Origin of the sequence: Enterobacter sp. 04-C-12-SI-ECC, from assembly GCF_047530715.1 — a bacterium.
In the GTDB taxonomy this organism is placed as follows: domain Bacteria; phylum Pseudomonadota; class Gammaproteobacteria; order Enterobacterales; family Enterobacteriaceae; genus Enterobacter; species Enterobacter bugandensis.
The window spans coordinates 33,606-47,566 of sequence record NZ_JBLKDI010000006.1 but is presented as its reverse complement, the minus strand read 5'-3'; the positions used below and the strand labels follow the sequence as shown (position 1 = coordinate 47,566).

The window sequence follows — 13,961 nt, the reverse complement described above, 5'->3', positions numbered from 1 at the left end:
GTGATGCCGCTATAATGCCGCGTCTTATTGAATGTCTTCGGGATGATTCTGGCGACAGGGAATGTGAATCTGCACTAAGAGAGCATCCCGGTATAACAGACAGATTCAGAGTTGACCGAGCACTGTGATTTTTTTGAGGTAACAAGATGCAAGTTTCAGTTGAAACCACTCAAGGCCTTGGCCGCCGTGTAACGATTACTATCGCTGCTGACAGCATCGAAACTGCTGTGAAAAGCGAGCTGGTCAACGTAGCAAAAAAAGTACGTATTGACGGCTTCCGTAAGGGCAAAGTACCAATGAATGTTGTTGCTCAGCGTTATGGCGCTTCCGTGCGTCAGGATGTGCTGGGTGAACTGATGAGCCGCAACTTTATCGACGCGATCATCAAAGAAAAAATCAATCCAGCCGGCGCGCCAAACTACGTGCCAGGCGAATACAAACTGGGCGAAGACTTCACCTACTCCGTAGAGTTCGAAGTGTACCCGGAAGTTGAGCTGAAAGGCCTGGAATCTATCGAAGTTGAAAAACCGATCGTTTCCGTGACTGACGAAGACGTTGACGGCATGCTGGACACCCTGCGTAAGCAGCAGGCGAACTGGAAAGAGAAAGAAGGCGCTGTTGACGCGGAAGACCGCGTAACCATCGACTTCACCGGTTCTGTAGACGGCGAAGAGTTCGAAGGCGGCAAAGCGTCTGATTTCGTACTGGCAATGGGCCAGGGTCGTATGATCCCAGGCTTCGAAGACGGCATCAAAGGCCACAAAGCGGGCGAAGAGTTCACCATCGACGTGACCTTCCCTGAAGAGTACCACGCTGAAAACCTGAAAGGTAAAGCAGCGAAGTTCGTCATCAACCTGAAGAAAGTTGAAGAGCGCGAACTGCCAGAACTGACTGAAGAGTTCATCAAGCGTTTCGGCGTGGAAGATGGTTCTGTTGCTGGCCTGCGTACCGAAGTGCGTAAGAACATGGAGCGCGAGCTGAACGGTGCTGTGCGTAACCGCGTGAAATCTCAGGCGATTGAAGGTCTGGTAAAAGCGAACGAAATCGACGTTCCTGCTGCCCTGATCGACAGCGAAATCGATGTGCTGCGCCGTCAGGCTGCACAGCGCTTCGGTGGCAACCAGCAGCAAGCGATGGAACTGCCGCGTGAGCTGTTCGAAGAGCAAGCGAAACGCCGCGTTGTTGTTGGCCTGCTGCTGGGCGAAGTGATTCGTACCCACGAGCTGAAAGCTGACGAAGAGCGTGTGAAGGGCCTGATCGAAGAGATGGCGTCTGCATACGAAGATCCATCAGAAGTGATCGAGTTCTACGGTAAGAACAAAGAGCTGATGGACAACATGCGCAACGTCGCACTGGAAGAGCAGGCTGTTGAAGCGGTACTGGCGAAAGCGAAAGTGACCGAAAAAGCGACCTCTTTCAACGAACTGATGAACCAGCAGGCGTAATTTCGCTCTAACGGTTTAAAGTTTGAACAAAAAACCCGTTGCCTTCCGGCGACGGGTTTTTTTTATCGCTGCAGGGGTTCTGGAAGGGTGCTAAAACGCCCTTTCAGTGTTAGCGTTACAACAAAAGGTTGTTATGCTTGAAATAGGGCGTGGCGAACCCCATAAGTATGTAATCACGATGATTGAGACTGGCTGATAATCCGTCCATAAGGTTACAATCAGTACAGCAGGTGTTTTCAATTTTGAACCAGGAGACGGAAATGTCATACAGTGGCGAACGAGATAACTTTGCACCCCATATGGCGCTGGTGCCAATGGTTATTGAACAGACCTCACGCGGTGAGCGTTCTTTCGATATCTATTCCCGTCTGCTCAAGGAACGCGTTATCTTTCTGACCGGCCAGGTAGAAGACCATATGGCTAACCTGATCGTGGCGCAGATGCTGTTCCTGGAAGCGGAAAACCCGGAAAAAGACATTTACCTGTACATCAACTCGCCTGGCGGTGTGATTACGGCGGGCATGTCCATTTATGACACCATGCAGTTCATCAAGCCAGATGTCAGCACTATCTGTATGGGGCAGGCTGCATCCATGGGGGCCTTCCTGTTAACCGCAGGGGCGAAAGGTAAGCGTTTCTGCCTGCCTAACTCCCGCGTGATGATTCACCAGCCGCTGGGGGGTTACCAGGGGCAGGCGACGGATATCGAAATCCACGCCCGCGAAATTCTGAAAGTAAAAGCGCGCATGAATGAACTTATGGCGCAGCATACAGGTCAATCTCTTGAGCAGATCGAGCGCGATACCGAGCGCGATCGCTTCCTCTCTGCTCCAGAGGCAGTTGAGTACGGCTTAGTCGACTCCGTATTGACCCATCGTAATTGATGCCCGCGACGCGAGTGTGCCGCTATACTAAGGTAGGGCGGCACGCTGCTTAAAGCACACGCGTCTTAGAATGGCATTTGCGTCGTCATGTGCGGCACAAAGAACTTAAAAAGAGGTTTGGACTCATGACAGATAAACGCAAAGATGGTTCGGGCAAACTGCTGTACTGCTCTTTTTGCGGCAAAAGCCAGCATGAAGTGCGTAAACTGATTGCCGGGCCGTCCGTGTATATCTGCGACGAATGCGTCGATTTATGTAACGACATCATTCGCGAAGAGATTAAAGAAGTTGCGCCGCACCGTGAGCGTAGCGCATTGCCAACGCCGCATGAGATTCGTCATCACCTTGACGACTATGTCATCGGTCAGGAGCAGGCCAAGAAAGTGCTGGCGGTGGCGGTATACAACCACTACAAACGTCTGCGTAACGGCGACACCAGCAATGGCGTAGAACTGGGCAAAAGTAACATTCTGCTGATCGGGCCAACCGGCTCCGGTAAAACGCTGCTGGCGGAAACCCTGGCGCGCCTGCTGGATGTTCCGTTTACCATGGCGGATGCCACCACCCTGACCGAAGCCGGTTATGTGGGTGAAGACGTTGAGAACATCATTCAGAAGCTGCTGCAGAAGTGCGATTACGACGTTCAGAAAGCACAGCGCGGGATTGTTTATATTGATGAGATCGACAAGATCTCCCGTAAATCAGACAACCCGTCCATCACCCGTGACGTGTCGGGTGAAGGCGTGCAGCAGGCCCTGCTGAAGCTGATCGAAGGTACGGTTGCGGCCGTTCCGCCGCAGGGTGGACGCAAACATCCGCAGCAGGAGTTCCTGCAGGTCGATACCTCCAAGATCCTGTTCATTTGCGGCGGCGCGTTTGCTGGTCTGGATAAAGTCATTTCCCACCGTGTTGAAACCGGCTCCGGCATCGGTTTTGGCGCAACGGTGAAGGCGAAGTCCGAGAAAGCCAACGAAGGTGAACTGCTTTCGCAGGTTGAGCCCGAAGATCTGATCAAATTTGGTCTGATCCCTGAATTCATTGGCCGTCTGCCGGTAGTGGCAACGCTGAATGAGCTGAGCGAAGACGCGCTGATTCAGATCCTGAAAGAGCCGAAAAATGCGCTGACCAAGCAGTATCAGGCGCTGTTCAATCTGGAAGGCGTTGAGCTGGAATTCCGTGACGAAGCGCTGGATGCGATTGCCAAGAAAGCGATGGCGCGTAAAACCGGTGCGCGTGGTTTGCGCTCTATCGTTGAAGCGGCATTGCTCGACACCATGTACGATCTGCCGTCGATGGAAGACGTCGAAAAAGTGGTTATCGACGAGTCCGTGATCGGCGGCCAATCCAAGCCGCTGCTGATTTACGGTAAACCGGAAGCCCAGCAGGCATCTGGCGAATAATTCACCAAATCATACAAGCAGTTAATCAAAAAGGGGGGATTTTATCTCCCCTTTACTTTTTCCGTATTCATAGCGTTGAATGTGTGGGAAACATCCCCATATACTGGATACATGTTAATGGTTATGTGAAGCACTATGACATGACCAGCTTACCTGGCGGACACTAAACTAAGAGAGAGCTCTATGAATCCTGAGCGTTCTGAACGCATTGAAATCCCCGTATTGCCGTTGCGCGATGTGGTGGTTTATCCGCACATGGTCATACCCTTATTTGTAGGGCGGGAAAAATCTATCCGTTGCCTCGAAGCCGCCATGGATCATGATAAAAAAATCATGCTGGTGGCCCAGAAAGAAGCATCAACGGATGAGCCGGGTGTAAACGATCTTTTCACCGTCGGGACCGTGGCCTCTATTTTACAAATGCTGAAGCTGCCGGACGGCACCGTGAAGGTGCTGGTCGAAGGCCTGCAGCGTGCGCGTATTACCACGCTGTCAGACGATGGCGAACACTTCTCTGCCAAGGCAGAGTACCTTGATTCGCCTGAACTTGATGAGCGCGAGCAGGAAGTGCTGGTACGTACCGCGATTAGCCAGTTCGAAGGCTATATCAAGCTGAACAAGAAAATCCCACCAGAAGTGCTGACGTCGCTGAACAGCATCGACGATCCTGCGCGTCTGGCGGACACCATCGCTGCACACATGCCGCTGAAGCTGGCTGACAAACAGTCCGTGCTGGAGATGTCCGACGTTAACGAACGTCTGGAATACCTGATGGCGATGATGGAGTCTGAAATCGATCTGCTGCAGGTTGAGAAGCGCATTCGTAACCGCGTGAAAAAGCAGATGGAAAAATCTCAGCGTGAGTACTATCTGAATGAGCAAATGAAGGCCATTCAGAAAGAGCTGGGCGAGATGGACGACGCACCGGACGAAAACGAAGCGCTGAAGCGTAAAATCGACGCGGCGAAGATGCCGAAAGAGGCGAAAGAGAAAGCCGAAGCAGAACTGCAGAAGCTGAAAATGATGTCTCCGATGTCGGCTGAAGCAACCGTCGTGCGCGGCTACATTGAGTGGATGGTGCAGGTTCCGTGGAACGCCCGCAGCAAGGTCAAGAAAGACCTGCGTCAGGCCCAGGAGATCCTCGATACTGACCACTACGGCCTGGAACGCGTGAAAGACCGCATCCTTGAGTACCTCGCGGTACAAAGCCGTGTAAACAAAATTAAAGGCCCAATTCTGTGCCTGGTAGGACCGCCGGGGGTGGGTAAAACCTCTCTGGGCCAGTCCATCGCTAAAGCGACCGGACGTAAGTACATCCGTATGGCGCTGGGCGGCGTGCGTGATGAAGCGGAAATCCGCGGTCACCGCCGTACCTACATCGGTTCTATGCCGGGTAAACTGATCCAGAAAATGGCGAAAGTGGGTGTTAAAAACCCGCTATTCCTGCTTGATGAGATCGACAAAATGTCGTCGGATATGCGCGGCGACCCGGCGTCTGCTCTGCTGGAAGTGCTTGATCCAGAACAGAACGTGGCGTTCAGCGATCACTATCTGGAAGTGGACTACGACCTCAGCGATGTAATGTTCGTGGCAACGTCCAACTCCATGAACATTCCGGCCCCGCTGCTGGACCGTATGGAAGTGATCCGTCTCTCCGGTTATACCGAAGACGAAAAGCTGAACATTGCTAAACAGCACCTGCTGCCGAAGCAGATTGAGCGTAACGCGCTGAAAGCCAACGAGCTGACCGTCGAGGACAGCGCGATTATCGGCATCATTCGCTACTACACCCGTGAAGCGGGCGTGCGTAGCCTTGAGCGCGAAATATCTAAGCTGTGCCGTAAGGCGGTAAAACAGCTGCTGCTGGATAAGAGCCTGAAGCACATCGTGATTAACGGTGACAATCTGCATGCCTACCTGGGCGTTCAGCGCTTCGACTATGGCCGCGCGGATAACGAAAACCGCGTGGGTCAGGTGACCGGTCTGGCATGGACGGAAGTGGGCGGCGATCTGCTGACCATCGAAACCGCCTGTGTGCCGGGCAAAGGCAAGCTGACCTACACCGGCTCGCTGGGTGAAGTGATGCAGGAGTCCATTCAGGCTGCGCTGACCGTGGTGCGCGCGCGCGCGGAAAAACTGGGTATCAATCCGGATTTCTACGAAAAACGCGACATTCACGTTCACGTTCCTGAAGGGGCAACGCCGAAAGATGGCCCAAGCGCGGGTATTGCCATGTGTACCGCTCTGGTTTCCTGTCTGACGGGCAACCCGGTACGTGCCGATGTGGCAATGACCGGTGAAATCACCCTGCGCGGTCAGGTCCTGCCAATCGGCGGGTTAAAAGAAAAACTGCTGGCGGCACACCGCGGTGGGATCAAAACCGTATTGATCCCTTACGAAAATAAACGCGATCTGGAAGAGATTCCGGACAACGTGATTGCCGATCTGCAGATCCATCCTGTTAAGCGAATTGAGGAAGTTCTCAGTCTCGCATTGCAGAATGAACCCTCCGGAATGCAGGTTGTAACCGCAAAATAGTGACCTCGCGCAAAGAGCGTCAATAAAAACAAGGCTGGTAAGTCATTTCGCACTTGCCAGCCTTTTTTTGTATAGCTAATTTAGATTGCTGATTAGGTCAGCCATCAACAACGGGTGTTGTAAGGTCATGGCAGGCCTGATATAACTGCTGCGCGGTCGCGTTGTGAAGGACTCAGGCGCGATATAAATTATAAAGAGAGGAAGAGAACAGTGAATAAATCTCAACTGATTGACAAAATTGCTGCTGGTGCTGATATTTCTAAAGCTGCAGCTGGACGTGCGTTAGATGCATTAATTGCTTCTGTTACTGAATCTCTGCAGGCTGGGGACGACGTTGCACTGGTAGGCTTCGGTACTTTTGCTGTTAAAGAGCGTGCTGCCCGTACTGGCCGCAACCCTCAGACCGGTAAAGAGATCACCATTGCTGCTGCTAAAGTGCCGGGTTTCCGTGCAGGTAAAGCGCTGAAAGACGCAGTAAACTGATTGCTTTCCCGTTTCAGGGAAGCCGGATAGTACAAGGGCGCATCGTTTGATGTGCCTTTTTTGTTTGTCCAGACCTGATTTGTGCGAGTTTATGCGAGTTGTGGGCTGACAATCGCCCCGTTTTCTTGTCACAATACGCCTTCACGCGCGACGGGCAGGATTTTCCGTCAGCGTCAGGTAACCAGTCACCTACAGCGGAGTGTTGTTACACCATGATGGACAGCTTACGCACGGCTGCTAACAGTCTCGTGCTCAAGATTATTTTCGGTATCATTATCGTGTCGTTCATATTGACCGGCGTGAGCAGTTACCTTATTGGCGGTGGCGCGAACTATGCCGCAAAAGTGAATGGCCAGGAAATCAGCCGTGGTCAGTTCGAGAATGCTTTTGCCGGTGAGCGTAACCGTATGCAGCAACAGCTGGGCGACCAATTCTCTGAACTGGCGGCGAATGAAGGGTACATGAAAACCCTGCGCCAACAGACACTGAACCGTCTTATCGACGAAGCGCTGCTGGATCAGTATGCCAAAAAGCTGGGCCTTGGCATCAGCGACGAACAGGTCAAAAAAGCGATCTTCGCCACTCAGGCATTCCAGTCTAACGGTAAATTCGACAACGCGCGTTACAACAGTATCGTTAACCAGATGGGCATGACGGCGGATCAGTACGCGCAGGCGCTGCGTAACCAGCTGACAACCCAGCAGCTCATTAACGCTGTCGTGGGTACCGATTTCATGCTTAAAGGTGAAACCGACGAACTGGCCGCGCTGGTGGCCCAGCAGCGCGTGGTCCGTGAAGCGACCATTGATGTGAACGCCCTGGCGGCGAAACAGCAGGTGAGCGACGCAGACGTTAATGCTTACTACGAGCAGAATAAAAACGCCTTTGTTTCTCCGGAGCAGTTCCGCGTCAGCTACATCAAGCTGGATGCAGCTGCGCTGCAGGAAAGCGCGTCTGATGCCGAGATCCAGTCTTACTACGACCAGCATCAGGATCAATTCACTCAGCCGCAGCGTAACCGCTACAGCGTGATTCAGACCAAAACTGAAGCAGATGCTAAGGCGGTACTGGATGAGCTGAACAAAGGCGCTGATTTCGCCACCCTTGCGAAAGCGAAATCCACCGACATTATCTCTGCGAAAAACGGCGGTGATATGGGCTGGCTGGAAGACGCAACCACGCCCGACGAGCTGAAAAATGCCGGCCTGAAAGAGAAAGGCCAGCTGTCTGGTGTGATTAAATCATCCGTTGGTTTCCTGGTCGTGCGTCTGGACGACATCACCCCGGCGAAAACCAAGCCGCTGGCTGAAGTTCGTGATGATATTGCCGCGAAAGTGAAACAGGAAAAAGCCCTGGATGCCTACTACGCGCTGCAGCAGAAGGTGAGCGATGCTGCCAGCAACGACAACGAATCTCTGGCAGGTGCAGAGCAGGCGGCGGGTGTGAAAGCAGTTGAGACCGGCTGGTTTGGTCGCGACAACCTGCCGGAAGAGCTGAACTTCAAACCGGTTTCTGATGCCATCTTTAACGGTGGTCTGGTGGGCGAGAACGGCACGCCGGGCAGCAACTCTGACATCATTACCGTTGACGGCGATCGCGCCTTTGTTCTGCGCGTCAGCGAGCACAAGCCAGAAGCGGTCAAACCGCTGGCGGAAGTGAAGGATCAGGTCGTCGCTCAGGTTAAGCACAACAAAGCAGAACAGCAGGCTAAACTGGACGCTGAGAAGATTCTGGCCGATCTGAAAGCGGGTAAACAGGACGCGCTGAAAGCGGCAGGTCTGAGCTTCGGTGAGGCGAAAACGCTGAGCCGTACCGGTCAGGACCCAATCAGTCAGGCCGCGTTTAGCCTGACGCTGCCGGCAAAAGACAAGCCAAGCTTCGGTACCACCACCGATATGCAGGGTAACGTTGTTCTGCTGGCGCTGGACGACGTGAAAGCCGGCACTCTGCCAGAAGCGCAGAAGAAGGCGATGGTTCAGGGCATTACTCAGAACAATGCTCAGATTGCTTTCGAAGCCATGATGAGCAACCTGCGTAAAGATGCCAAAATCAAGCTGGGCGATGTCATGACTCAGCAGCAGTAATTACGTGTCTGCTCGCAGATTTTCGTAACGCTCTGCAAAAACTAAAGGCCGCTTTCGCGGCCTTTTCCATTTCTGCAATCTGCTGTTTGTGCCTGTTTTCACAGGCGGCTATCGTTGCGTGGCTGTCAACAAACAAGGAGATAACAGCATGAAATGTGGAATCAAAGCACTGTTAATTACGCTGGCTATTGCCACCACCGGGATGAGCGCGGGCGCGCAGGCGGCGGCGACCGCCGCCAAACCACAGGCTACGCAGAGCAAGTCAGACGCGGCCGCGCCGGTACAAGGGCAGACCAAAGCGGCTGACGCCGGTAAAAATGCGGATGATGACGGTACGCGGGTCAGCATTAACTCGGCCTCGGCAGAGGATCTCGCCCGCGCAATGAATGGCGTGGGCCTGAAAAAAGCGCAGGCTATCGTCAGCTATCGTGAAGAGTACGGCCCATTCAAAACGGTCGACGATCTCAAACAGGTTCCGGGCATGGGCAGCGCGCTGGTTGAGCGCAACCTCTCACACCTGACACTGTAAAAACGCAATTTCTTGCACTGTGGCAAAAGTTTGCCAGGATAAAGAGGTCATACCAGTTATGACCTCTGATCCTATAACAATGAAAGGCTATTGCGCTATGCAGACAAAAATCAAAGTACGCGGTTTCCATCTTGATGTTTATCAGCACGTCAATAACGCTCGCTATCTTGAGTTTCTTGAAGAAGCGCGCTGGGACGGGCTGGAAAACAGTGAAAGCTTTCAGTGGCTGACCGCGCACAACATCGCGTTCGTGGTCGTCAATATCAACATCAACTATCGCCGTCCGGCCGTGCTGGGCGATGTGCTCACCGTGACCAGCCAGGTACAACAGCTAAACGGCAAGAGCGGCGTGTTAAGCCAGGTGGTGACGCTCGATCCAGAAGGGCAGGTGGTGGCTGATGCACTGATCACCTTTGTCTGTATCGATCTGAAAACTCAGAAAGCGCTGCCGCTGGAAGGGGAGCTGCGGGAAAAGCTGGAGTTGATGATCGCGTAGGATTTTGTCTTTTATAAAAGACAAAAGGATTTTTCAGGGATAGAATAATGGACAGGGACTACGTTGTTGAACGTTACCGGACCCGTGACGGGAAAGTGCCGTTTGAGGAGTGGGTAGCCAGAATGAATCGAAGGGATCCGGATACGGTTTTCCGGATCCTTATGCGGATCAACCGCGCAATAAAACGTAATTTTGGCGATTACAGATACCTCAGGGAAGGTGTTTGGGAGATGCGAGTCGACAGTGGCCCCGGCTACAGAATCTATTTTGCAGTAAAGAATCGGCAGGTTTTATTGTTACTTATCGGTGGTGACAAAAAGAGCCAAAAAGCGGATATCAAACTGGCAATAGATTACTGGAAAGATCATCAAATTAAAGGACAATCGAATGAGCGCCACTGAACGAAAATATTCGAGTTCTGTTAGCCATCATGATGCTGTTGTGAAAATGCTACGAGAGAATCCTTCCTACGCTCAGCGTTATTTGCAAACAGCCCTGGAAGAAATCTATGAAGACCAGGGGATCCCTGCCTATCTCATTGCACTCCGCCAGGTTATCGAAGCACGCGGTGGCATCGGAGAAATTTCTGCTAAATCAGGCCTCTCTCGTCAGCAGCTATACCGAACCTTATCAGACAACGGCAACCCAACGCTGACAACGCTGATGAAAGTCACCCGTGCTGCCGGTGTGAAACTGTTCGACAGCACGGTTAAGTAGCCCTATTTAAGCCCGGTCTTTTTCTGCATCGCGGCCATCACGCCGGCTTTATCGGCAAGATAGTGGTTAAGCCCGTTAGCGCGCAGATTACAGGCGGCGCACTGGCCGCAACCGTCGCCTTTGATGCCGTTATAGCAGGTGAGGGTTTCGCTGCGAACCAAATCCAGCTTGCCCCAGTAGTCGGCCAGCGCCCAGGTTTCGGCTTTATCCAGCCACATGAGCGGGGTTTCAAAGCGCGTCTCTTTCGCCATCCCCAGATTGACGGCGTGGTTGAGCGCTTTGACAAACTCATCGCGGCAGTCCGGGTATCCTGAGAAGTCGGTCTCGCATACGCCCGTAATTACCGCTTCGGCTTTTACCTGATAGGCATAAATCGCCGTCAGGGTCAGGAACAGAATATTACGCCCCGGCACAAACGTGTTCGGAATGCCGCTGGCATCGGGTTCGTAGTCCGGTACAGGAATACTGTCCCGGGTGAGGCTGCTGACGGCCAGTTCATTTAACAGCGTAACGTCCAGCACCTTGTGCGCGCGTGCCCCCAGTTTAAGGGCCAGTTCACGGGCAACGTCGATTTCAGCGCGGTGACGCTGGCCATAATCGAAAGTCACACAGTGAACTTCATCATACTGATGAAGGGCCTGAACCAGGCAGGTTGTAGAGTCTTGTCCTCCGCTGAACACGACGACGGCACGTTTCATAAATCATCTCGACTGTTACGGTAAAACCGTTATGTTACCGTCTGGCTACGGCGGCGACCAGCTTCTTCACGATTTGGGGGCGGGTACCCAGGCTTCGGTAAAATCAAACCAGCCCCGGGTGTTGAGGCGTATGCCGTTGACCCCCGGCGGGGCGCTGATTTGATATTGATAGTTAAAAAGTGGCGTCAGCACCGCATTCTCCATCAGGCGGTTGAAAATGGCTTGCAGGCCGGCGTGTCGGTCCCGAGCTTCGGCCTGAGACTGCACCGCATCCAGCGTGGCTTGCAGATGGGCGTAGGCCGGTGCGCTTAACACGTGCGGCCACAGGGCATCGCAGCGCAGCCACTGCTCAAGCGTATACGCTGGCGCTTCGCCAATCAGCCTGTCCCCCATCATGATGTCTGCATCGGCAAGCTGCTGGCATCCGTCCCACGTCTTGGCGTCGTGGAAGATGACGGTCAGGTCACAACCCTGTTGCGCCAGGTACGCCTTTAACTGGCTGGCCATGGTGTGAAGCTCAACGGGAAGATGGTAAACCAGCGTCAGCGCCTCAGGCAGGGCAACGTCCGTTAAGTCAGGCCATTCGGGGATTGTCCAGCCGGGAAGCAGTTCCCCGGTGGGCGTAATGAGTCCTTCGTTGAGCGGAAGCGTGTGCAGAAGCCTGGAGAGATGGATGATATTGATAAGCCGCTTCGCCTGGATCTCACTCAGACGCGCGCTCTGTTTCAGCGTGAGGTAACAGAAGCCCAGGCTGGTGCTGGTGCTGACCAGCCTCAGGGTTTCAAGCTCATCGGCCTCGCCAATCGCGATTTGCACCGGGTGACGACAGCTGGTGCCCAGCCTGTAATCAAACAGCTGGGGGGTGATCCAGTATTCGATGGCTTTGAGCAGCGGATGGCTCAGGTGGTATTGCTCATGGCTTTCCAGACGAACCAGGTCGGGCTCAAAGGCGGCCAGCCGGAAAGGGCCGCAGCCAAGTTCAGGATAATCGGGATGCGCCAGACGGCTGCAGTAGGTTGCCAGCCTGTGCGCCAGCCAATAGTCCGGTTGATGCAGCATAAATGTCAGACACTGTGGATGCGATGTTTCGATACGTAAAACGCTCCTGAACAGGGTGCGCAGGGCGGGAAGCGTCAACAGTGCCGTCAGGCTTCGCTGGAGCTGCGCCGTTTCTATTTTATCGCCGTTATGCCAGTGCAGGGTGGAGCGAATGTAGAAATGCCAGCGCAGCCCGTCAGCAGAGACCTCCCAGTGATGCGCGAGATCGCCCGTGGGTTCACTGCTGTTACCGTTAAAACGCGTCAAGCCTGAAAATACCTGTCCCGCCAGATGCTGCTCCGCCCGGCCAGGTAAAAAGCCCGGCTGAAGCGGCTCCAGCGAGCGATAGTAGGGGATGCGCAGCGTCGGCGTGTCGTTTTGCCACTGCCCGCCTAAAAATGGATGCAACAACGATCTCAGCGCTTCAGGAGCAAGCTGGGCCAGCTCCAGCGCGTTATGCTGCTGCCCGCTCTTCAGCGCCTCTTCCATCATCGCATTGCGCAGTGACTCCGGGCTGGCATGGAACGTCAGCTCACCGCGCTTGCCGCGACCAGACCGCGCGTGCCAGCTGAGCCAGCCCGCCTCCTGAGCCTGACGCAGCAGGGTGCGGACATGTCGCTCGCTACAAAAACAGCGGCTGGCAAGCTCACTTATGGTGACCTGCTGTGGAGCGCCAGCGGAAGGTTGCCACAGGCGTTGATACTGGTTAAGGCGGTTAAGCTGGCGCATAAGAAACCCGGAACAATAATTTTCATCTATTCACTATTACTTCCGTATATATCACACGATACTGATGCACAAGTTAATCGCATCACATTTCAGGAGTAATCATGGCCCGCCTCGCTGCATTTGATATGGACGGTACGTTGTTAATGCCGGATCACCGTCTGGGGGAGAAAACGCTGAGTACCCTGAAGCGTCTGCGCGAGCGTGATGTCACCCTGACGTTTGCCACTGGCCGCCACGTGCTGGAGATGCGTCATCTGCTGGGCACGTTTTCCCTGGATGCGTTTTTAATCACGGGTAACGGAACGCGCATTCACACCGTTGAAGGAGAGGTGCTGCACCGCCAGGATCTCAACCCGGAAGTGGCGGATATTGTTCTGCACAGCACGTGGGACACGCAGGCCAGTATCCACGTATTCAACGATCAAGGCTGGTTTACCGGAAGCGAAATCCCCGAATTGTTGCACGCGCATGTTTATAGCGGCTTCAAATACCAGCTTATCGATCTGCGCCGGATCCCCGCCCACGCGGTGACCAAGATTTGCTTCTGTGGCGATCACGACGATCTTTGCCGCTTACGCATTCAGTTAAATGAGGCGCTGGGCGACCGGGCGCACCTGACCTTCTCGGCGGTGGATTGTCTTGAAGTCCTGCCGGTGGGCTGTAACAAAGGTTCAGCCCTGGCGGTGCTCAGCGACCACCTGGGCTTAACGCTGCAGGAGTGTATGGCGTTTGGCGACGCCATGAATGACCGCGAAATGCTGGGCAGCGTGGGGCGCGGTCTGATTATGGGGAATGCGATGCCGCAGCTGATCGCAGAGCTTCCTCATCTGCCGGTTATCGGACACTGCGGCAACGAAGCGGTGTCCCATTTTTTGACGCATTGGCTGGACAACAACAACCTCCCATATTCCCCCGAATAG

Annotated in this window: 13 protein-coding genes; 11 read left to right on the top strand and 2 right to left on the bottom strand. The window is 53.9% G+C overall.

Annotated elements, in window-relative coordinates:
• Positions 1-146 precede the first annotated feature (146 nt).
• From tig to ACMWL8_RS10850, 10 genes are all read left to right on the top strand, one after another.
• Entirely contained in the window at positions 147-1,445 is a 1,299-nt protein-coding gene (gene tig, locus ACMWL8_RS10895) for a trigger factor (RefSeq protein ID WP_008503318.1), read from the top strand.
• A gap of 260 nt (positions 1,446-1,705) precedes the next feature.
• Entirely contained in the window at positions 1,706-2,329 is a 624-nt protein-coding gene (gene clpP, locus ACMWL8_RS10890; RefSeq protein ID WP_014069126.1) for an ATP-dependent Clp endopeptidase proteolytic subunit ClpP, read from the top strand.
• 125 nt (positions 2,330-2,454) lie between these two features.
• Positions 2,455-3,729, top strand: a complete 1,275-nt coding sequence (gene clpX / locus ACMWL8_RS10885; protein WP_028012161.1) for an ATP-dependent protease ATP-binding subunit ClpX — start codon at positions 2,455-2,457, stop codon at positions 3,727-3,729.
• Positions 3,730-3,912: 183 nt separating this feature from the next.
• Positions 3,913-6,267 carry an endopeptidase La gene (gene lon / locus ACMWL8_RS10880; protein WP_023334706.1) on the top strand — a complete coding sequence of 785 codons (2,355 nt, stop codon included), beginning with the start codon at positions 3,913-3,915 and terminating at the stop codon, positions 6,265-6,267.
• A 210-nt stretch (positions 6,268-6,477) separates the two neighbouring features.
• Positions 6,478-6,750 (top strand): nucleoid-associated protein HU-beta, encoded by a 273-nt coding sequence (gene hupB / locus ACMWL8_RS10875; protein WP_002444653.1) that lies wholly within the window; start codon positions 6,478-6,480, stop codon positions 6,748-6,750.
• Between the two features lie 212 nt (positions 6,751-6,962).
• Complete coding sequence (ppiD, locus tag ACMWL8_RS10870; RefSeq protein WP_028012162.1) at positions 6,963-8,834, top strand: peptidylprolyl isomerase; 1,872 nt, start codon at positions 6,963-6,965, stop codon at positions 8,832-8,834.
• A 148-nt stretch (positions 8,835-8,982) separates the two neighbouring features.
• Positions 8,983-9,363: a helix-hairpin-helix domain-containing protein gene (locus ACMWL8_RS10865; protein WP_045259901.1), complete on the top strand. Its 381-nt coding sequence runs from the start codon at positions 8,983-8,985 to the stop codon at positions 9,361-9,363.
• Positions 9,364-9,460: 97 nt separating this feature from the next.
• Positions 9,461-9,859 carry a YbgC/FadM family acyl-CoA thioesterase gene (locus ACMWL8_RS10860; RefSeq protein ID WP_025756175.1) on the top strand — a complete coding sequence of 133 codons (399 nt, stop codon included), beginning with the start codon at positions 9,461-9,463 and terminating at the stop codon, positions 9,857-9,859.
• 47 nt (positions 9,860-9,906) lie between these two features.
• On the top strand, positions 9,907-10,260 hold the full coding sequence (locus tag ACMWL8_RS10855) for a type II toxin-antitoxin system RelE/ParE family toxin (protein ID WP_028012164.1): 354 nt from the start codon (positions 9,907-9,909) through the stop codon (positions 10,258-10,260).
• Complete coding sequence (locus ACMWL8_RS10850; protein WP_028012165.1) at positions 10,247-10,576, top strand: addiction module antidote protein; 330 nt, start codon at positions 10,247-10,249, stop codon at positions 10,574-10,576. Before ACMWL8_RS10855 ends, ACMWL8_RS10850 begins: the two co-directional genes overlap by 14 nt.
• A 2-nt stretch (positions 10,577-10,578) precedes the next feature.
• On the opposite strand, the gene queC is transcribed toward ACMWL8_RS10850, so the two are convergent.
• Positions 10,579-11,274, bottom strand: a complete 696-nt coding sequence (gene queC / locus ACMWL8_RS10845) for a 7-cyano-7-deazaguanine synthase QueC (RefSeq protein WP_008503311.1) — start codon at positions 11,272-11,274, stop codon at positions 10,579-10,581.
• A gap of 66 nt (positions 11,275-11,340) precedes the next feature.
• Positions 11,341-13,041 carry an SgrR family transcriptional regulator gene (locus tag ACMWL8_RS10840; RefSeq protein WP_045259902.1) on the bottom strand — a complete coding sequence of 567 codons (1,701 nt, stop codon included), beginning with the start codon at positions 13,039-13,041 and terminating at the stop codon, positions 11,341-11,343.
• A gap of 101 nt (positions 13,042-13,142) precedes the next feature.
• On the opposite strand from ACMWL8_RS10840, the gene cof reads away from it, so the two are divergent.
• The gene (gene cof / locus ACMWL8_RS10835; protein WP_028012168.1) at positions 13,143-13,961 is read left to right on the top strand and encodes an HMP-PP phosphatase; all 819 of its coding nucleotides are present in this window, start codon (positions 13,143-13,145) and stop codon (positions 13,959-13,961) included.

Bases quoted from the DNA above. Each gene is read 5' to 3' on its own strand.
- tig (WP_008503318.1), top strand. From the start codon at position 147: ATGCAAGTTTCAGTTGAAACCACTCAAGGCCTTGGCCGCCGTGTAACG.
- clpP (WP_014069126.1), top strand. From the start codon at position 1,706: ATGTCATACAGTGGCGAACGAGATAACTTTGCACCCCATATGGCGCTG.
- clpX (WP_028012161.1), top strand. From the start codon at position 2,455: ATGACAGATAAACGCAAAGATGGTTCGGGCAAACTGCTGTACTGCTCT.
- lon (WP_023334706.1), top strand. From the start codon at position 3,913: ATGAATCCTGAGCGTTCTGAACGCATTGAAATCCCCGTATTGCCGTTG.
- ppiD (WP_028012162.1), top strand. From the start codon at position 6,963: ATGATGGACAGCTTACGCACGGCTGCTAACAGTCTCGTGCTCAAGATT.
- ACMWL8_RS10865 (WP_045259901.1), top strand. From the start codon at position 8,983: ATGAAATGTGGAATCAAAGCACTGTTAATTACGCTGGCTATTGCCACC.
- ACMWL8_RS10860 (WP_025756175.1), top strand. From the start codon at position 9,461: ATGCAGACAAAAATCAAAGTACGCGGTTTCCATCTTGATGTTTATCAG.
- ACMWL8_RS10855 (WP_028012164.1), top strand. From the start codon at position 9,907: ATGGACAGGGACTACGTTGTTGAACGTTACCGGACCCGTGACGGGAAA.
- ACMWL8_RS10850 (WP_028012165.1), top strand. From the start codon at position 10,247: ATGAGCGCCACTGAACGAAAATATTCGAGTTCTGTTAGCCATCATGAT.
- queC (WP_008503311.1), bottom strand. From the start codon at position 11,274: ATGAAACGTGCCGTCGTCGTGTTCAGCGGAGGACAAGACTCTACAACC.
- ACMWL8_RS10840 (WP_045259902.1), bottom strand. From the start codon at position 13,041: ATGCGCCAGCTTAACCGCCTTAACCAGTATCAACGCCTGTGGCAACCT.
- cof (WP_028012168.1), top strand. From the start codon at position 13,143: ATGGCCCGCCTCGCTGCATTTGATATGGACGGTACGTTGTTAATGCCG.